Genomic DNA, 19138 nt, shown 5'->3' with positions numbered 1-19138 from the left:
GCGACAACATGGCAAAACAAACGCTTCTTTGGACGGCGCTTCCCAACGGCCAACGCGGCGGACGCTGGTGCGTCTCCGTCGTCATCTCGCCCCGGCTGGAGCCCGGCAGCACGGCGGAGCGCCTGCTGGGCAACCCCGCCTGGCAGCCCTGGGCCGACTGGCCCAGCACGGCGGCTGGGCTGAAACTGGAACTGGTGCTGCCCAACGGCGCCGTGCCGCTGCAGCCCTTTGTCGCGGCGCCCGAGCTCAAGCCCGACAGCGCGTTGTGGAAGCAGCTCTTCCCGGCCGACCTGCCGGTGGCGCCTTTCGCCTTCATGGACATCTCGGCCAAGAACCTGCGCTCCTACCCGGTGCGCAGCGTGCTGGGCCTGCTGCGCCAGCACTACACCCAGCTCGCACAGACGGCGGGCGATGGCGACCACCCCGTGCTGCTGCCCTGGCGCGCGGCCGATCCGGCGCTGAAGGGCCTGCTCACCGACCTCGGCACGCGCACGCTGAAGCAGGACTTCGGCAATCGCACCATTGAGGTCCCCTTCCCCGGCTTCGGGCGCTTCCATGCGCTGCGCGGCAATTCACGGGCCCATGACCGCGCCATCGACGGCAGCGTCTTCAACGCCAACAGCTGCATCCCGGCCCCTGCACGCCTGCCGGGGCAAAAGGGCGGCAACACCACCTTCCGCCTGCGTGCGCTGCCGCCACAGTGGGAAGACCCGGCCCTCATCCGCAACGGCAGTATCGCCACCGACCCGGCCGACCGCGAGAAGCGCGCCGTGCTGATGGAGCAGTTCAGCGGCCCGGGCGAGTACGCGCTGTGGCAGAGCGACCGCTTCTACAACCGCCGCGTGCCGACCGCCGCGCAGAAGGCCATGCGCCGCCCCGGCTTCACGGGCGTGGAGGCCTCGCCGGTCGAGCCGGACTACGACTTCCACCAGCGCATCGCCAGCTATGGCGACCACCCCCACCTGATGCGCCGCCTGGGGTTGGTGATCGACTTCGTGCTGGAGAAGAACGACCTGCTCGACGCCCTCGTCACCGCGGCCGGTGCATCGGCCGCCGCGGGCTTCATGCAGCTGCGCATCGTCAGCGGAACCATCGGCGACAGCCAGCGCCCGTGGACGGCCTTCACGGCCACGCGCAAGCGCTTCGTCGTGCGCGAGCGCACGGCTGATCATGCCGACGGCCTGCTGCGCCTCGTCGGCGCCAACGACAACTACCTGCAGGCGCGTAGCCCCTTCGACATCTATCAGGTCGACCCCGACGGCGCGTCGCTGAAGACCGTCAACTTCCTGCTGACGGCGCAGAACCTCGTCGCCAAGCACCTGGAGATGGGCGCCCACGGCGCCGTCACCTACACCACCGGTGACCGCCAGCCGGTGGCCAACCTGCGCTCCGGCGGCATCGGCGTGTCACGCCACGGCCGCGCGGGCAGTGTGGGCATCAATGCCGCCACTGCGGCGCTCAACAACGCCGCCATCAAGGCCGGCGGCGCGGCCGCGGCCGCGGTGACGCTGTTCGCCGAGGACGTGCTGCGCGGCTACCGCATCGACGCCTGGGACGCGGCCGACCCCAAGTGGCGCAGCCTGGTGCAGCGCCAGGGCGCTTTTCGCGCGCTGGCCCGCGGTGCGCTGCCCGAGCGCGCCGTCGACCTGCCGGCCGACGAAGGCCATGTGAAGGGTGCATCCGCCACCGCCTCGCCCGGGGCGCCGGACGACCAGTACCTGCACGAGACCCTGTTCCGCTGGACTGGCTGGAGCCTGGCAGCGCCGCGCCCGGGGCGCACGCTACGCAGCGTGACGACACCCGGCACGCACCTGCAGACCGAGGAGGTCGTGGACACGCCCACCGACACGGCCACGCGCGGCAACGGCATGGCCGTGGCTGTTGTGCCCGTGAAGGGGAGCCTGCCGCGGCTGCGCTTCGGCCGCCGCTATCGCATGCGGGCCCGCCTGGTGGACCTGGCTGGCAACAGCCTCGCGCTGGACGAGCCGGGCGCCGACGAGCAGGCCAGCGAGCCGCTGGCCTATGGCCGCTTCGAGCCGGTGGACCCGCCGGCCCTGGTGCTGACGGCCAAGGTCAGCGAAGGCGAGTCGCTGGAGCGCCAGGTGCTGCGCACCAACTACAACAAGGATGCCGCGGGCTACGTCGCGCAGATCCAGGGGGAACTGTCCACCTTCTACGACAACCCCGATTTCGAGTACGGCAACAGCAGCGACCGCCACATCGTGCCGCCCAAGAGCTCGCAGCAGCAGTGCGAGCTGCATGGCATGTTCGACTCGGCAATAGGCAGTGCCAGCGGCGCCACACCAGCGCGCATCAAGGCCGGCTACGCGGTCGCGGCACGCGAGAACGGCAGCCTGCTGCACCCCGTGCCGGGTGCCACCATCGAGCTCGTGACGCCCGCCAAGGCCGCCCTGGCGGCCACCGTGCAGGGCGGCGCAATAGCGCCGCCCGAGCAGGCTGACGACACCAAGGACCGCTTCGCGGCAGGCCAGTACCTGGTGCATCGCGAGGCCATCGTGCCCGTGCCCTACCTGCCCGACCCGGCCAGCGGCGGCGTCGCCATCGAAGGTGTGCCCGGGTTGAGCGCCTGGATCGTGGGCAAACCCCTGGTGCAGTTGGCGCCGGGCCTGCACGGCTATGTGCTCGACAAGGGCGCCCGCGCGGTGTTCCTGGACGACCACAAGGACCGCCTCATCCTGCTGCTCGACTTCGACCGCGACCCGGCCAATGGCGCCCTGGCCAAGAGCTGGCCCGACGACACCCGCAGCCTGCGCCTGCAACTGCACGAGCAGCCCGGCGAGGTGGCCACGCCGCCCTGCGGCGACGACTTCACCGTGCCCGACGCGCCGAAGTGGGACTTCGCCAAGGGCATCCTGCGCGTCTTCCTGCCCAAGGGCCACATCGCCCGACTTCGCTACGCGAGCTTCGTGCACGATGAGCTGGTGCGCCACCTCGCGCTGCCCTACTGGCAGCCCAGCGCGGCGGGCGTGCAGCGGCTGCAGGCCCAGGCCCTGGCCGGCGTCAACTGGATGCTCACGCCCTGGCGCGACCTCGTCTTCGTGCACGCCACGCAGCAACCGGTGTGCGAGCCGCGCGTCGAGAAAGCCAGCGTGGACCGCCAGGCCGGCTGGCAGCACGCCGACCTGCTGGCCCGCACCGTGCGCCTGCATGGCCCGAGCACCGGCAAGTTCGAGATCGTCGGCGAGTGGGACGAGTGGGTCGACGACCCCCTGGCCGACGACCCGGCCGACCCCGGCCCCAAGCGCGTGCCTCACGAGGCCGTGCTGAGCGAGATCCGCCTCGCGGAGATGCACGGCAACCGCTTCACGCTGGAGCAGGCCGTGGCCGAGCAGACGGCCTTCACGCCGGTGGGCGGCCAGCTGCTGCCGTCCGACCTGGCCAAGCATCCCGCCGTGCCGGGCAACCGCCACGAGTTCGGCGACACCAAGTTCCGCTTCGTGCGCTACCACCTGCGCGCCACCACGCGCTTCCGCGAATACCTCCCGCCGTCCCTGTTCGCCAAAACCGAGCGCATCACGCGCGACGGCCCCATCGTCGAGACCGACCGCGTGCAGATCCAGGCCCACACCCTGCTCGGCGAAACCAAGGACGCCGGCGCGCCCATCGCCGACGTGGGCACCGGCGGCACGGTCGGCACCGTCATCCGCTCGACCAGCCCACCCGACATCCCCCAGGTGCTCTACGTCGTGCCCACCTTCCGCTGGGACCGCAGCGTGCGCGACCGCAGCACGCGGCTGGGCAACGGCCTGCGCGTGTATCTCGAGCGGCCCTGGTTCTCGTCCGGCAACGGCGAGCTGCTGGGCGTGGTGCTGCAGCCCAACGACGGCAAGTTCGCCGACCTGCCCGCCGATCGCATCCCCTATCTGACCCAGTGGGGCCGCGACCCGCTGTGGGATTCGGCAAACGCCGGTGACGTGGCCAACGCCGATGCCTTCGGCGCCGCCGTGCGCACCGAGCAGGTGCTGCTGTTGGAAGACGGCCAGCCCGCCACCGTCGCGGGCCACCGCGTCTACTTCGACAAGCAGCGCAAGCTCTGGTACTGCGACATCGAGCTCAACACCGGCTTCAGCTACATGCCCTTCGTGCGGCTGTCGCTGGTGCGCTTCCAGCCCCATGCGCTGGCCGAGGCCAAGGTCTCCCGCACGGTGCTGTGCGACTTCGCCCAGGTGCTGCCGCGCCGCGTCGCGATCATCAAGCGCGAGCGCAACACTGTGCAGCTCGACGTCTACGGTTCGGCCGCCAAGCGCGGGCCGATGCGCCGGCTCAATGCCGGCGGCCAAGCCGAGTCCCCGCTCGCCAATGCCTCGGTGATCTCCGACTTCACCGGCACCCACCTCGAAGACGGGCGCAACCGCATGGAGGCCGTGCTGCAGCGCCAGTCGCTCGACTTCGAAGGCGACATCGGCTGGCAGGACGTGCAGATGCTGGGCGGCCAACTCGTCGGCGGCGACGCTGCGTCGCGCTCCCTGGCCCTCAAGGCCCTGGAGGCGCCAGCGCCCAAGCGCGCCGCAGAGACCGTCGTGCGTACCACCCGCGGCGGCGAGACGCTGCGCTTCGACCGCCTGGAGCAGCTCAAGCCCGTCCCCGGCCTGGTGAGGGACGTCGTCGTCGGCCCTGTTGGACCAATCGGACCGATTGGTCCCATCGGCCCGATCGGCCCGCTCTTCGATCCTCCCATCTGGTCCCACACAGGGTCCCTGCCGACCCTGGCCAGCGGCTGGCGCTACCGCGTGCTGCTGCGCGAGTTCGAGCGCTTCTACACCGACAAGACCGTCCCCGACCCGCGCAACGCGACCTGGCGCAAGCTGGTGGTGGAGGAGAGGCTGACGTATGCGGAGGCGTTCGAGGTCTGAACGGAGGGCATCGCGGGGCGGCTGAAGTCGAAAAGCAAGCCCGCGCGGTTCGGCGAGTCCAGTGCCGTCGGTCAGTTCACCGAAATGCCCTCCCCCATAGCGGGCCTCACCAACCTTGTCTCGCTAGACGGGGCTTTCGCGGCCTGCCTTGCCGCATCGCTCGCCGACGCCTACCTGATAGTCGCCCTGAGCGCCTGAGAAAGCCTGGCACGGTCCAGGTCGTCGCTGATCTTGCGCGCATTCACCATCAGCTCGCATTTGTCCAGCAACGCCAGCGTCTTCTCGGCTTCGGTGTTCAGCGTGTTCATCTGCTTTGTCACATAGTCGTTGACGCTGCCCTTCACCTTGTCGCGCACGTCAAGGGGAAGTCCGAGAAAGGCGTCCTGGATTGAATCGAAAGCTTCCCTCGGGCCGCCCTGCAACACCGTCACGTTCTCCCGCCATTCACGCAGTTTGGTGTCCAGCCCTACGGCAATCACACCGTTGGTCGTCACCAGCCACTTGTCGGGCTCGAGGAGGGCGCGCTCCGTATCCGTGCTGAGACCGCCCAGGAAACGACCGTCGTTGGCACGGTAGAAATCCTCGAATGCCTTCTCGGTACCGGCGCGCTTACGGTCGAAGATGTCTTTCAGCCCGCGCTGCACCTCATACCAGTCGCTCTTCTGCCCGTCCGTGCGCAGGCCGGATGCCACCCGGTCCATGTCCGCAACAACCGCAGCATGCGTGGCGCGGGTTCCGTCCAGGTTGCATGCCTTGAGGAACTCGTCAACCTGCTGCCGGATACCGCCGTAGGCGACGATGATCACGCCTTCGTTGTCCAGCGCGGCCTTCCACACCGCCAGACGCGAGTAGTAACCCACCTCCACGAGGTTGCGGATCGGATCGCGGAACAGGTCGATCGCGCTGAGCACATTCTTCAAGCCGCTGTCCACGGCCAGGCCCAGCCGGTATTGCACCAGCCCACCGACGTTCATCGAGCGCAGCTTGTTCAGCACGTCCAGCACGGCCTCGGTCGCTATGCCGCACATCTGCCCGATCTCGGCCAAGGTCGCCATGTCGTTGGCCCAGGACGCCACCTTCATCAGCGCCTCGACCACCTTGCGTGGCGCACCGGCATTGATGAGCGTCTCCGTCACGTGGTCGGTGATGGTCTTGCCGAAGGCCTTCCACGCGTCCTTCAGCGCCAGCACGGCCGTGCCCATCTGCACGTAGGCCGGCATCGCCGTCGCCAGCGCCCGCTCCAGCAGGTCCTTCAAGTCCTGCGCCGCCTTCTGCTCGGCTTCTTCGACCCGCAGATCCTCTTCACAGAGGTTCTGCCATTTCTTGTCGAGCGAGGAAATCAAGCCCCTGACCTTGCTGCCGTTGTCGACCAGCGCATCGCGCGATTCCGCGAGCTTCATGCTGCCGACGAGGCCCCAGAACGCCATCTCCTCGAATTCCACCTGTTCCCGAAAGCGCACGGCCGCCTCGGTGGGGGTGGAGACACCGGAGAGCATGTTGTCCAGCTTGTCTTGCGCCGCCCGCGTCGTGTCCCGGAACTTGGAGGCGTACTCCGGCGCCAGCGGCTCGGGGCTGTCGTCTTCGAGGAAGACCAGCACCATCGTCAGCACGGCGTCGCGCGCATTGAGATAATCCTCGATCGCGCCGGCGATGCGGGTCGATTCGGTGATGTCCAGCGCGGACTGCTGCGTGGCCAGCGCCGCACGAAGTTCGCGGCGGCGTCCGTCGAAAGATGGCATGCGCTGCCCCCGTCAGATCGGTTGCAGGCTGGTGATGCGCCACGGCCCGAGCGCCCCTGGCATGCCGATGCGTTGCAGCCGCCACCAGCGGTTCACCGTGACGTCACTGAAGGCGCGGTAAACCCGTGGCGCGCCTTCGGCTTGGCCATCAAACAGGCCGATGTGCTGCATCTCGACGATGACCTCCTCAAGTCGTTGCTGGCCGGGGTACTGGTCACCCGGGATGACGACGCGGACGTCATCAAGCCAGACCGGCCTCATGTCGAAGACGCGTTCCACGATGCGCCTGCGCGCTTCCTCGAAATAACGCGCCGGCTGCTCCACGGCGTTGGCCCGGAACAGAACCCGTCCATCCGGCAGCGATTCCACGGACCAGGTGGCAAAGAGCGAGATCCACAGATCCTGATCAGCGGCCTTGAGCGCGGCCACCATCGCTTGCATCACCACCTCGGGCTCGGCGTTGTCGGGCGGCGCCGCGGCGCCATGGTCGTGCAGCGCCTGCTCGCCGGCAAAGCGCGCCACGCCGCCGTCCACACCGCTGTCCTGCTGGCGCAGATCGATGAACATCGCGCCGCCGATCAAGGCCGCAACCGGCTGGAGCGACAAACCGAAGTAAGCCCGCTCGCCGACCACCAGTTGCCCCGGCCGCTCCTGCACCTGGCCGATGAGTTCGTAGCATTCGTCGATGTTCGGCATCACCAGACGGCGGTAGCGGGCCAGCGCGTCCAGCATCTGGACTGCCTGCGGCCCCTCTGCGTCGGCGAAGTAGAAGCCGTCACGCGCGTTGCCAGCGACAAACCAGGTTCGCCCCGCCTCACCGACCCAATCGCGGTTGCGCAGCGGGGGCAGCAAGGCGTAGCGGCCGATCACACGGGCGCGGTCACCGTGTACGGGATGCACGGCGGGAAAGAGCGGGACGATCAGGCGATCAGTGAGTTCGGCCTGCAAGGCGGCCCATTCGGCTTCAGCCTGCTGGCGTATCGCTTCGGCGCGCTGTTCACCCACCTCGCGGTAGGCCAGCGCATCGGCTGGCAGCACGACGTCAGGCCCCTGCAGGCGCAAGCGCATCGCTTCGAAATCCTGCACAACGGCGCGGGCGAAGGGGCTCGGGTATTTCGCGGCCAGCAGTTGCACGCGCGGCTGCTGATCCTGCAGTTGGCGCAGCAGGAACTGCGAGGTCTGGGCCAATGCGTACAGCGGGTCATCGAGCACGGCAGCAGACATGGCGGCGAACTTCCCTGCCCATTCGCGCCAGCTGGAATCGAAGCCATCGTTCTCGAACATCTCGGGCGGGCCGTCGGGGCCGATCAGGATGCGGTTGTCTGCGCTGCGCGCCTGCGCCGGCCCCTGCAGCGTGCCCGTCGCCTGCACCGTGAGCCAACCCCGGCCGGGCGTGGCGCGCCGACGCAGCGTCAGCGTGACGCTCGCGCCCTCGTCTTTTCCCGCATCCGCCCAGCGCTGGCTTTCCTGGTAGCCGCCGATCAGGCGGGGAGCCTCGCGCCGCGCCTCTTCAGGCGTCGAAGGGAGGCGCAGCGCCACACCGTCCACCGCGATGATCTGATCGCCACGCCGCAGGCCGCTGTCGCGCAAACCACTCAGCCAGTCGATGCCCGTCACGCGCAGCGCCGGGGGCACGGCGTCCAGCATCGGCGCGACGGTCAGGCCCGTGGTGACATCGGTCATGGTGGATGGGCTGGCATGAACATCACGGAATCATGGTTTGAGGCGCGGCGGTCGGTCCCCCGCTGTGGAAGGGTGGCGGTAGGTGTTCGACCGGGGTCGGAGTGCTGACCGTGCGCGGTCGAACTCGCTCTGACCGCCCGAAGACGATGAAAATCATATCCAGGAACCCGAGGTTTGCTATCCAGGGCCCACCGAGCGACTGCTGCCAGCGCTGGTGAACGCCACGACCGCCCTGGTGCCCTGAAGGTTGGAGACAGGTCGCCGCGGGGGCCACCTGCCGCATCAGGTGTGAACACGCAGCGACGGGAAAGCGACCGGACGGGAAATGGTGTGCCAGGAACAGGGTCCGCACCCTTCAACCCGAGGTGAGGACACCGTCATTCGACAGCCGCAGACTCGTTCTCTGTATGCCGGTCAGGCTCCGTGGTGCAGAGGATTTCGTTCAGAACGGAAGTGGCGTAATTCCCGGCGGGCAAAGAGAACGTGAGCACCAGTTGGTTGGCTTGCGGCCATTCCCATGACATATCCACCGGCCTGGCCACCAGGGCGCGGCGCTCCTGATCCAGACCGGCGTGTTCCATGCCGTCACACAAGGTGGCGTGACGTTCAGCCACGCCGTTTTCCAGGGCCTGCGCTTGATCGGTGGTGATCACGCGGCCCCGTCCCCAGAGCGGTCCGGTGGGCCGGTCCGCCTCGTCCATCACGTCACCGGGCAGGGTCTTGCCCCAGAGTCCCTGCTGAATTCGCAGCGCCAGCGCTTCATTGAAGACGAAGGAGCGCACCGCCGACAGGTAGATGCCCTTCTTCTTCGGGTTGCGCACGCGGATTTCCCGCGCCAGCATGGCCCGGCCCTGTTCGACGTTGCCGCCGTCATGGCCGAAACGCTGAGCGCCGAAGTAGTTGGGCGCGCCATGTGACGCAACGGCCTTGAGATTGGCCTCAATCGCGTCGCGGTCGCCGGTCACGTCACGCAGCACGATGCGGAATCGGTTGCCCTGCAGATCACCGCGGCGCAGCTTTTTCACGTGGCGGCTCTGACTCAGTACCTTGAATTCCGGGTGCTGAAGCAGGGTCAGGTCGGGCGTCTCACCCTTCGGCAAGTAGATGCTGAACCACTGACGGGTGATGGCGTAGCGGTCCTTGAGGCCGGCATAGCCCACGTCCCTTTCCTGCACGCTGGCGGCCTCGGCCAGCTGCTGGGCGACGAAGGCGGTGTTGGCACCGTTCTTTTCGATGTCCAGCCAGATGTGTTCGCCCTCACCGCAGGGCTGCTGCAGCGGCAGTTCGGTCACGATGAAATCCTCATTGAGGAGTTTCAGGGTGGCGCTGGCGCCGCTGGCCGGATAAGCGTTGGGCCACTGCGGCAAGATCGTGTATTGAGCGTCGGTCATGAGCGGTCTGACGGCACAGCTGTGGATAGGGATTGGCTGTCCAGCCGACCAGGGGCAGTCCAGACTGCGATTCTCTCCCGCGCTACGACAGGCGGCTTCCGGGCGGCGACGTCAACTCACGGACCGGCCAGGAGCGGAAGTGCCACCGACTGACCCAGCCTCACTTCAACGCCAGGCACCGATGCTCGGTCACCTCATCCATCGTGCGCTCCTGCAGTTTGCCGGCCGAGCCTATGCCCAGCTTGGTGCCGGTGGCGTTGATGACGCAGTCCACCTTCCAGCGACCGTCCTCCCAGCGGGTGACGTAGCCCAGGAAGTCCACCATCTCCATGTCGCCGTTCTTCCAATCCTTGCGATAGAACAGCCGCCCCGCGCCACCCACGCCGTCGGCCTTGAGGAAGCGGTAGCCGTCCAGCGACGTGGAGTACGGCGCCCCGCGCTTCAGGGCGGCGGACAAGTCCTTTTCGGAGGCCCCGCGCTGGCGCAGGTTGGCCACCGTCTCATCGATGGCGCCCTTGGCCCGGGTCTGCTTGTAGAGAGCCACGTCACCCGCCTTCTCGGCCGCCAAATGGCTCACATAGGCAGCTTCGGCCTGGGCGACGAAGGGGTCGTTCTTCTGCGTGGTGCCATGCGCCGCGGGCGTTTGCGCCAGGGCGCTGCTTGCCAGCATGGACGCGGTGAGTGCAATGGCACGGGCATGGAGGGGCACGGACTGGAGGCGCAAGTGGGTGTCTCTTGTTGATATGTGGCGTTGTGGCCGAGCCGCACGCCGGGGCGAGCGGGTTCAAGCGGAGTGTCAGCCATCATGCCGGCGCAAGCGAGGTTGCCGGGTCCCAAGCGCTGCCGGCGGCGGTTCTACCCCGCCTCAACCCGCGCGAAGTAGGCCTCCTGGGTCCGTTTCCAGGCAGGCCGGGCCAGGCAGCGGTCCCGATAGGCCGCGAGGCCCGCATAGGGTGCCATCAATGCCTGGTCCTTGATGCCCGAAACGAGCACATGCGCCATCAGGATGTCGGCGATGGTGAATGCCTCGGTCGCGACGAACTCGCGGCCGGCGAGCCAGCGTTCGAGGTTCGTCAACACCCGGTGTACCCAGCCCACCAGGAACTCGCGGTGCTTGCCGCAGCTGCCGTCCGCCGTCCAGTCGAGCACCATCAGGGCGAGCAGCGGCATCTCGACCGTGTTCATCGCCGCAAAACACCAGCGCAGCACCTGGGCCTCACCAGCGCGATCACCGGGGATCAGCCGGCCTGACTTCTTTGCCAGGTGAACAAGGATGGCGGCAGATTCGGACAGCATCAGCCCGTCGTCGTCGATGGCGGGGATCTGCTCGAAGGGGCTGAGCCGGCGATAGGCATCGGTGTTCAGGTCATGTGCCGGGTGGTCCATGCCGGCGATCTCGAAGGGCAGTTGCATCTCTTCGAGTGCCCACAGCACACGCAGGTCGCGGGTATGGCCCCGCGCGCCGGCGTTGACCTTGGAAAAGCCATAGAGCCTGAGCATGTGGATTCCTTCGTTGACATTCGAGCCTAGGCGGCCCGCGGTGCGTGACGGGCGTTCATTTGCTGACGCAGGGCAAGCGCCTCGCCCACACGCCCCGTCGCTTCGGCCGCGCGGATGGCCAGCTCGTAGGCGCGCCGCGTCGGGCGTTCGCGCAGATTGGCCTGGGCCCAGATCCAGGCGCGCTGCGGGTCGCGGCCCGCGCCGAGGTAGAACTCGGCCGCATGGTCGGCGAAGGCGGTTGGATGGCGGGCCAGCAGAGCCTCAAAACGGCGGCGCGCCCCATCGATCTCGTCCTGGCCGCGTGCCACCTCGCCCTGGCGCGCATGCAGCGCTCCCAGCAGTGCCATGGCCTCGGGCTCATCGGTGTGAATGACGACATGCAGCAGCCGGGCCTCTGCCGCGGCCTCATTGCCGCGCGCCAGCTCGATCTCGGCGAGGTGGATGCCGGCCGCCGCGTAGTCGGGCAGCAGCCGCAGGGCCTCGGCGTAGAAGGCCGCACCCCGCGCCGGGTCGCCGCCCTGCTCGGCCCACATCAGGCCGCGAGCGAAGGCAACGGCGGCGGCCGGAAAGGGCAAGGTGGTGTCCAGCTCGCGCAGGGCCCGGGCATAAAGCCGGTCGGCGTCCTCCAGGCGACCGACGGCGGCCACGCCGCGGGCCAGCGCGCAGTGGCTGGGAAAGCCCGGCCGGCGCTCGGCCTCAGCGTGCAACGCGGGTAAGGCTTCTGCGGCACGGCCAGTGGCCACCAGCAACGCAGCACGCTGGGCAGGCGTGGCGCCAGCGGCGTCGAGGTCCGCTTGCGCGTCGGCAAAGCGGTGGGCGGCCATGCGGGCCCGGGCCCGCTGCAGGTGGTCTGCGGCACTGCCGGCCCTCACCTCGGTCAAATCGGCGGCGCGGTCCAGCACACGGTAGTCCGCCAGGAACTGCAGGCGCAGCAGCCACAGGTCGAGCGCTGCTGGATCGTCGGCTTGGCGCCGCAGCTGGTCGTCAAGATTGATCAGCGCGATGCTGCCCAGGGTGGTGGTGGCTGGCGGCGCGGCGCACCCTGAGAGAACGGCAATAGCCAGGGCGACAAGCGTGTTGCGGTTCATGGCGCGGACAGGAAGGGGAAAGCTGTGGTGGAGTGCTCGTGGTCGTCCTGCGTGACACCGTCGTCGGCGACATCTGGCGTGCCGCGGATCAGCAGCGAGCGGAACACGGCATTGACGTTCTGCAGCGGCGTGCGACCACCGCAGTCCGCCAGTGGCGGCGCCCCCAAGGCGCTGCGCTCGACGGCGAGGTAATGCAGGCAGCGCGTCTGCCGGCTGTCGACCCAGAGGCGGTCGTCGGCCAGCAGCTCGGCCAAGCGCTTGTAGCGACCGGGCGTCGCGTCCTGCGCATCGGCCAGCCACTGGTTGCCGGCCACGCCATCGAAGCTGTCATACAGCGCCAGGTTGCGGCCGATCTCGGTGGCAAAGCCTGGCCAGCCGGCGGGGTCGGCGCGGTTGTAGGCCTCCTTCAGCAGGTTGGCGATGTCTTCCTCGCCGACGGTGGCCAGCAGGGCGTTGCCGGTCAGCGCGCGGCCCATGCGGTCGATGGGTGCGCCGGGCGGCGGTGGTTCATTGGCCGGCGCGAGCTGGCGGCGCTCGCTGCGGCCCCACACGGCCAGCAGCGGGCCGCCGGTTTTGACGAGGTCGAGGTCAACCGAGACAACGATGGCCGAGGTCGTCCACCCCGCCAGGAAGTTGCGCGCCGGGCCGCCCTGAGTTTGGCCCCAGAGCTGGGGAAGGCGTTTGAGCGTCTCGGCATCGAAGCGGCGAAAGCCGCTGGCGTCCTGCGGTGCCTGGCCAGCCTGGATGGCAGCACCAGCGGCATTCAAGGCGCTGCGCGTGCCGCGCACGTTGTTGAAGTAGGGGTCGTCGCGCAGGCCGGCGAAGACGCGAAAGCGCCCGCCCCGACCTGCCAGGCCCTGTGGGCTGCTGACGTCGCCCTGCAGGCGATCGGCGCGGCCGGCCCAGCAACTGGCGGCGCCCGCGGCGTCGAACTGGCAGACCAGGCGGGTGGTGGCCGAGGTGCGGCCCAGGGCCTGGCCGCTGTCGACGTGGAAAACATACTGGACCTGGTCGGAAAAGCGTTTGCCGACGATGTCCATGACGAGATTGAGCCGCTTGCCGTCAGCCGAGGTCCAGGCGAAGAGATCGCCAATGTCCGCAGCCGGGTCGGCGATGACGGTGGGCGTGTCGAGGTGGTCGGCGGCGAAGGCGGGTGCCGTGGCGAGTGCGGCCAGCCAGACGGAGCGAGAGAGGAGGGTGAGGAGGTTTTTCATGGCACGCAGCCTAGGGAAGGCCGCCGCAGAAAACTTGGCAAAAACTGCGATGCCTGCTGACAGCTTCTGCACATCCGCCCTCCTACGATGCGCCGATGTCCCTGCCCCCGCACTCCCCGGCCGAGGCCGAGCGCCGCTACCGCCCGCTGCAGCGCGGTGCCGGGCTGCGGCTGATGCATTGCCAGTGCCGCGCCGGCCGGGGCGAGCGGGCGGTCGACGAGGAGCATCCGGCCTTCTCGATCACGCTGGTGGACCGCGGCCAGTTCACCTATCGCACGCGGGCCGGTGGCGCCCTGCTCAACGCCGGCTGGTTGATGCTGGGCAATGTCGGCGAGGGCTATGCCTGCTCGCACGAGGACAGTGATGGCTCGGGTGACGACTGCACGGTGCTGTCACTGTCGCCAGACCTGCTCGAGCAAACGCTGGGCGCCCTCGGTGTCGCCAAGGCGGCGAATCGCTTCTCACGGGCCTGCCTGCCGCCGCTGCCGCGGGTCGCCGCCCTCTTCCAGGGGCTGGACACCGGCGGCGACGAGGGTTTCGCGCTGGAGGAAGCCACCCTGGCCATCGTGTCGCAGGTGCATCGCGCCCTGATCGATGGCGAAGCCCCGGCCGCCTTGCCACGACAGGATGAGCGTGCCCGCGCGGCAGCGCATTGCATCGAGACACGCAGCGCCGAGGCGCTGACCCTTGATGAGGTGGCCCAGGTCGCCGGCCTCAGCCCTTTCCATCTGCTGCGCGTGTTTCGCCAGTCCATCGGCGTGACGCCGCACCAGTACCTGATGCGCACGAGGCTGATGCATGCGTTGAGCCTGCTGCGCGACACCCGCCGGCCGGTGACGGATGTGGCCTACGACACCGGCTGGGCCGACCTGTCAAATTTCAACAAGGCCTTCCGTCGCGAATTCGGCTGCTCGCCGCGCAGACTCAGGGGCACGGGCTGTCGAGAGATCTCTCTCGAAGCCTGAGCGGGCCTACTCGCCCCACTTGCCGATGTACTTCTTGTAGTTCTCGATCCAGCCGTTCGAGCCGAAGCCACCCTCGCTCTGGTGGGTGATGGCGATCGGCCAGGTGGCCAGGCGCAGGCCGGCGGTGCGGGCGCTGCGGCAGAAGTCCATGTCGTAGAAGTGGAAGTCAAAGCGCTCGTCAAAGCCCACCTGCCTGGCACGCAGCGTGTCGCGCCTGGCGGCAAGCAGCACGCCATCCAGCAGTTCGCATTCCGCCGGCACAGGCCCGAAGGCCGAGATCTGGCCGAAGGGGCCGGTACCGTGGGAGACGATGCCACTGAGGTTGGCGCGGTCGTCCCATTCGAACTTGGTGGTCGGGAAGGCCCAGGACGGCTGCATCGGCGCGCGGCGCTTGTTGCCGGCGACGCCGATGACATCGAAGGCGTGCAGGGCCGCCATCACATGCTCGTAGAAGAAGTAGTCGTCCAGCCAGACGTCGTCGTGGATGAAGGCCAGCACCGGCGCCGCGTCGGCGGCAGCGATGCGCTCGTTGTAGAGGATGGGCAGGCCGCGGCTGTTCTCGAAATAGACGCGCGGCAGCAGGCGGTCGTCATGGGCCATGCGGCGCAGCGACAGGCCCAGGGCGGACTTGCCCCAGAACTCATCGGGCGTGCAGCGGGTGGCGCAGACGAGGTCGATCACGAGGGCTAGCGAAGGTAGAGGGCCAGCGTGTCGCAAGGCGGGTTGCGCACCGGTGGGCAGGGAGCCGTGCGGCGGGCGTTGTTGAGCGCATAGGCCAGCTCGCGCGGGTGGTGCCATTGCTCGTAGAAGCGGCGCGAGGCCCGGGACTGCTCGGCCAGGGACTCAGGCGTCTGCGCGGCCAGCACGCGGATTAAGTCGTCCGGCGTTTCCCACCACAGTGCTTCCTCGTAGATGAGGTCGCGCGTGGAGTGGTGCTTGGACAGCGTGCTCTGCTGGATCAGCACCGGCAGGCCCGCGCCCTGGGTTTCGACCAGGCCTTTGGCCCCCTGGAAGGGAAAGGACGAGATGCACAGGTCGACATCGCCGTCGCGCAGATGGTTCCAGAGGCTGCGCACCGGCGGCTGGTATTGGAAGCGCGCCGGGTCAACGCCGGCGCCAGCCAGACGGTCCCTAAAAGCGTCGATGACGGGGCCGGGCAGCATGCCGATGTGCAGATGCGTGCCCCCCACCTCGGCCAGGCGGCGCAGGATGACGTCCAGGTAGTCGTAGCGCGCCGGGGCGATGAACTTGCCCGCCGAGCCGTGTGAGCAGGTGCGCAACTCGCCACCGGCCATGAAGGCATGCCCCGCGCGAGCGCCCTGGTCAGGCGCGGTCAGCGGCCAGTAGACCGCGTGGTGCACGCCCAGAAAGTGCTGGCATTTGTGGAAGGACAGGTTGGTGCAGTCCACATGCAGCGCATGCGGCAGGTAGACGCCCAGGGCCATGTCGTGGTCGGCATGGTGGAAATAGGCGATCTCGCGCGCCACGCCCGGCTGCGCGGCCCCGACCGCGGCCACGTCGTAGTGGTGATGGAACAGCGTCAACAGCCCGGGCTTGAGCGTGGCGAGCTGCAGGTGCAGCCACTGGAGCTTGTCGCGCAGCTGCATGGGCGGCGCCAGCAGCATCTGCACCGTGGGCGGCAGGTCGGCCAGGAAGTTCTGCAGGGGCAACTCGCGCTCATGCAGATTGGTCACCACCACGACATGGGTGAGGTCGGGCCGGGCGCGGATGACGTCCTTCAGCGCGAGCGAGTGGCCGCCCTGGCCGTCGTACAGCTCGGTGGCCACGTGCACGGCGAGGTGGTCGTGATAGCTCTCGGGGGTTGCCAGGTTGAGCTGGCGCGCGGCCAGGGCGCCCGCTGCCAGGCAGAAGCGGTCCATCTCGGCGGAGCCGAAGACCAGGCCCTTGGCCCGCGGGTCATTCAGCAGCGCGATGACGGTGTTGCTGAGTTCCATCAGCATCGCCGGCCAGTCGCCCGCGGCCTGCAGGCCATCCAGGCGCTGCACCAGGTTCAGGTATTGAGTCATTGAGGGACCGGGGGTCAGCGCGCGATGACGGAGATGCCGTCGGGCAGGTATTTCCTGTACTTCTCGAATGAGGCCTCCATGGCCTCGCGGGAGATGGCGTAGAAGTAGTCCTCGCCCTCCTCCCGCTTGCGCACGGCGCCGAAGCGCTCGTGGAATTTCCAGACCGACTCGTTGCCCACCCTCACGCTGAAGTGCGAGGCGGTGAAGCCCAGGCTCATGGCATAGCGGTAGACCATCAGCGCCGACTCCACCGCGAAACCGCTGGGGCGGTCGTCGGCCAGGATCCAGGAACCCCAGGAAAAGGAGTCGCCCTGCGGGTCATACAGCCGCACGGTGCCGTGCCGGGTGCCGGCGTGGTCCTCGATGATGAAGTAGACCTGGCTGTCATCGCCGGCATAGGCCTGCAGCCAGGCGCGCTGCGCGGCCACGTCGGACGAGGTCTTGGAGAGGTACTGGCCTTTGACCGGATCGGTACGCAGGCCGACGATGAACTCGGCGTCATCCACCGTGGCGTCACGCAGGACGATGCTCTTGCCCAGCACGCGGGCGGGCTTGACCAAAGTGATCGGCATGGCGGCTCCTTTGCTCAGGTCAGCGCCCGTACGGTGCCGATCAGCTGGTCCACCTGGGCGTCGGGCATGCCGGGCCACAGGGGCAGGCTCAGCACTTCGCGGTGGATCTGCTCGGTCAGCGGCAGGCTGCCGGCGGCCATGCCCAGTTCGGCATAGGCCGGCTGCAGATGCGGTGGCACGGGATAGTGGATCAGCGTGCCGATGCCGCGCTCGGCCAGGGCCTGCTGCAGGCGATCGCGCTCGGGATGCCGGATGACGAACAGGTGCCAGGCTGGCTCGGCCGGCTCGGGCACGAAGGGCAGCACGAGGTTGGCGCCGGCGAGTCCGTCCAGCAGCCTCGCGGCGATATGCCGGCGCTGCTGGGTGAGCGCGTCCAGGTCGGGCAGCTTGGCCGCCAGCACGGCGGCCTGCATCTCGTCCAGGCGCGAATTCAGGCCCTTGACCTCGTTGTGGTACTTGACCCGAGAGCCATAGTTGCGCAGCACGCGAACGCGGTCGGCCACGGCGGGGTCGTTGGTCGTGAGGCCGCCGCCGTCGCCCATGGCACCGAGGTTCTTGCCGGGGTAGAAGCTCCAGGCCGAGGCATCAGCCTGGCTGCCGACGACGCGGCCGCCCCAGCGCGCGCCGTGGGCCTGGGCGCAGTCGTCCAGCACGCGCAGGCCGTGCTTGCTGGCGATGGCGTTGATGGCGTCCATGTCGGCCGGCTGGCCGTAGAGGTGCACGGGCAGGATGGCGCGGGTGCGCGGCGTGATGGCCGCCTCGATGCGTGCCGGGTCGATGTTGTAGGTGCGCAGGTCGGGTTCGACGGGCACGGGCGTGGCGCCGCACTGGCTGACGGCCAGCCAGGTGGCGATGTAGGTGTTGGCCGGCACGATGACCTCGTCGCCCTCCCCCACGCCGAGCGCCAGCAGGCCCAGGTGCAGGGCGTCCAGGCCGTTGCCCAGGCCCACGGCATGGGCCGCGCCGCAATAGGCCGCCCACTGCGACTCGAAGGCTTCCAGCTCGCGGCCGAGGATGAACCAGCCGCTGCCGGCCACGCGGCTGAGCGCCGCGTCAATGGCCGCGCGCGAGGCGGCATAGGTGGGTTGCAGGTCCAGAAAGGGCAGCTTCATGCGGGCGCGTTGCCGACGGCGGCAAGGAAGTCGTCGTAGTCGCGGATGTAGTCGCCCGCGTCGTAGGTGTCCGAGGCCAGCACCAGCAGCACGGCATCGGGCGAGAAGCGGTACTGGATGCCCCAGACCATGGGCGGGATGTGCAGCCCGACCTTGGGGCTGTCCAGGCGCAGCTCGTCGCGGTGCTCGCCATCGTCCAGCACGATGGTGCAACTGCCTTTCACGCAGATGAGGAACTGATGGCAGGCCCGGTGTGCGTGCTCGCCGCGCACCTCCTCATTGGGCACGTCGTAGACGATGAAGAAGCGCCGCGGCGTGAACGGCAGGTGGGCGTCGATCTCGCCGAAGCTCAGCGCACCGCGCAGGTCGACGATCTTGGGCAGCGCATGCAACCGTGCACCGCGCGCCTGCAGGGCGGGCAATGCGTCGCCGAGCCGATGCGCGGAGATGGCGGGGCCGCTGACCTGGACCTCGGGCGTGTCGAGGTAGCCGACGATGTGGGCCGGGTTGCCGGCAACGATGGCTCGCGGCGGCACGTCGCGGGTGACGACGGCGCCGTCCGTCACCAGCGCCCCCGGGCCGATGGTCAGGCCGGCCTGGATGGTGGCATTGGCGCCGATGCTGGCACCCGCGCGAACGCGGGTCTTGAGGAACTCCGTGGGCTTCCTGCGGCTGCGCGGCGCGGGGTCGTTGCTGAAGGCAGCGTTGGCGCCGACGAAGACGTCATCCTCCAGCGTGATGCCGTCCCACAGATAGACCCCGCACTTGACGGTCACCCGGTCGCCCACCGCCACCTCGTTCTCGATGAAGACGTGGTCGCAGACGTTGCAATCGGCGCCGATGCGGGCGCCGGGCAGGATATGGGCGAAGGCCCAGACGCGCGTACGCGGCCCGATCTGCGTGGACTCGACCAGGGCGTGCGAGTGCACAAAAGCGCCGCTGCCATCCATCATCGATTGATCTCCCATGCTTG

The 19138-nt window shown here is 68.6% G+C and carries 14 protein-coding genes; 2 read left to right on the top strand and 12 right to left on the bottom strand.

The window, feature by feature from the left end; genetic code table 11:
• Positions 1 to 8 precede the first annotated feature (8 nt).
• Complete coding sequence (locus tag AC1DW0_RS06595) at positions 9 to 4874, top strand: hypothetical protein (RefSeq protein WP_477945209.1); 4866 nt, start codon at positions 9 to 11, stop codon at positions 4872 to 4874.
• Positions 4875 to 5044: 170 nt separating this feature from the next.
• On the opposite strand, the gene AC1DW0_RS06590 is transcribed toward AC1DW0_RS06595, so the two are convergent.
• From AC1DW0_RS06590 to AC1DW0_RS06560, 7 genes are all read right to left on the bottom strand, one after another.
• Complete coding sequence (locus AC1DW0_RS06590; protein WP_477945208.1) at positions 5045 to 6613, bottom strand: hypothetical protein; 1569 nt, start codon at positions 6611 to 6613, stop codon at positions 5045 to 5047.
• 12 nt (positions 6614 to 6625) lie between these two features.
• Complete coding sequence (locus AC1DW0_RS06585; RefSeq protein ID WP_477945207.1) at positions 6626 to 8296, bottom strand: hypothetical protein; 1671 nt, start codon at positions 8294 to 8296, stop codon at positions 6626 to 6628.
• A 377-nt stretch (positions 8297 to 8673) separates the two neighbouring features.
• Positions 8674 to 9687 (bottom strand): tRNA pseudouridine(13) synthase TruD, encoded by a 1014-nt coding sequence (truD, locus tag AC1DW0_RS06580; protein WP_477945206.1) that lies wholly within the window; start codon positions 9685 to 9687, stop codon positions 8674 to 8676.
• Positions 9688 to 9847: 160 nt separating this feature from the next.
• Positions 9848 to 10411, bottom strand: a complete 564-nt coding sequence (locus AC1DW0_RS06575; RefSeq protein ID WP_477945205.1) for a hypothetical protein — start codon at positions 10409 to 10411, stop codon at positions 9848 to 9850.
• Between the two features lie 131 nt (positions 10412 to 10542).
• Complete coding sequence (locus AC1DW0_RS06570) at positions 10543 to 11187, bottom strand: glutathione S-transferase family protein (RefSeq protein ID WP_056196541.1); 645 nt, start codon at positions 11185 to 11187, stop codon at positions 10543 to 10545.
• 26 nt (positions 11188 to 11213) lie between these two features.
• Positions 11214 to 12275, bottom strand: a complete 1062-nt coding sequence (locus AC1DW0_RS06565; protein WP_056196539.1) for a tetratricopeptide repeat protein — start codon at positions 12273 to 12275, stop codon at positions 11214 to 11216.
• Positions 12272 to 13489: a hypothetical protein gene (locus AC1DW0_RS06560; protein ID WP_457324514.1), complete on the bottom strand. Its 1218-nt coding sequence runs from the start codon at positions 13487 to 13489 to the stop codon at positions 12272 to 12274. The genes AC1DW0_RS06565 and AC1DW0_RS06560 overlap by 4 nt, the downstream gene beginning before the upstream one ends.
• Before the next feature lie 95 nt (positions 13490 to 13584).
• Between AC1DW0_RS06560 and AC1DW0_RS06555 the strand changes: the two genes are divergently transcribed.
• Entirely contained in the window at positions 13585 to 14454 is an 870-nt protein-coding gene (locus AC1DW0_RS06555; protein WP_056196533.1) for an AraC family transcriptional regulator, read from the top strand.
• 6 nt (positions 14455 to 14460) lie between these two features.
• Here AC1DW0_RS06555 and AC1DW0_RS06550 read toward each other — a convergent pair whose 3' ends face one another.
• The 5 genes from AC1DW0_RS06550 to AC1DW0_RS06530 are packed head-to-tail and all read right to left on the bottom strand — an operon-like array spanning position 14461 to position 19133.
• Positions 14461 to 15135, bottom strand: coding sequence for a glycosyltransferase family protein (locus AC1DW0_RS06550; RefSeq protein WP_056196531.1), 675 nt, complete (start codon positions 15133 to 15135; stop codon positions 14461 to 14463).
• A gap of 5 nt (positions 15136 to 15140) precedes the next feature.
• The gene (locus tag AC1DW0_RS06545; protein WP_457356435.1) at positions 15141 to 16481 is read right to left on the bottom strand and encodes a hypothetical protein; all 1341 of its coding nucleotides are present in this window, start codon (positions 16479 to 16481) and stop codon (positions 15141 to 15143) included.
• Positions 16482 to 16495: 14 nt separating this feature from the next.
• Positions 16496 to 17053: a GNAT family N-acetyltransferase gene (locus AC1DW0_RS06540; RefSeq protein WP_477945204.1), complete on the bottom strand. Its 558-nt coding sequence runs from the start codon at positions 17051 to 17053 to the stop codon at positions 16496 to 16498.
• 14 nt (positions 17054 to 17067) lie between these two features.
• Entirely contained in the window at positions 17068 to 18165 is a 1098-nt protein-coding gene (locus AC1DW0_RS06535; protein ID WP_457391084.1) for a DegT/DnrJ/EryC1/StrS family aminotransferase, read from the bottom strand.
• Positions 18162 to 19133, bottom strand: a complete 972-nt coding sequence (locus AC1DW0_RS06530) for a WxcM-like domain-containing protein (protein ID WP_235531951.1) — start codon at positions 19131 to 19133, stop codon at positions 18162 to 18164. Before AC1DW0_RS06530 ends, AC1DW0_RS06535 begins: the two co-directional genes overlap by 4 nt.
• Between the last annotated feature and the right edge of the window lie 5 nt (positions 19134 to 19138).

It is taken from the genome of Roseateles sp. P4_D2 (assembly GCF_056401875.1).
This window is presented reverse-complemented; position numbering and strand designations above follow the sequence as displayed.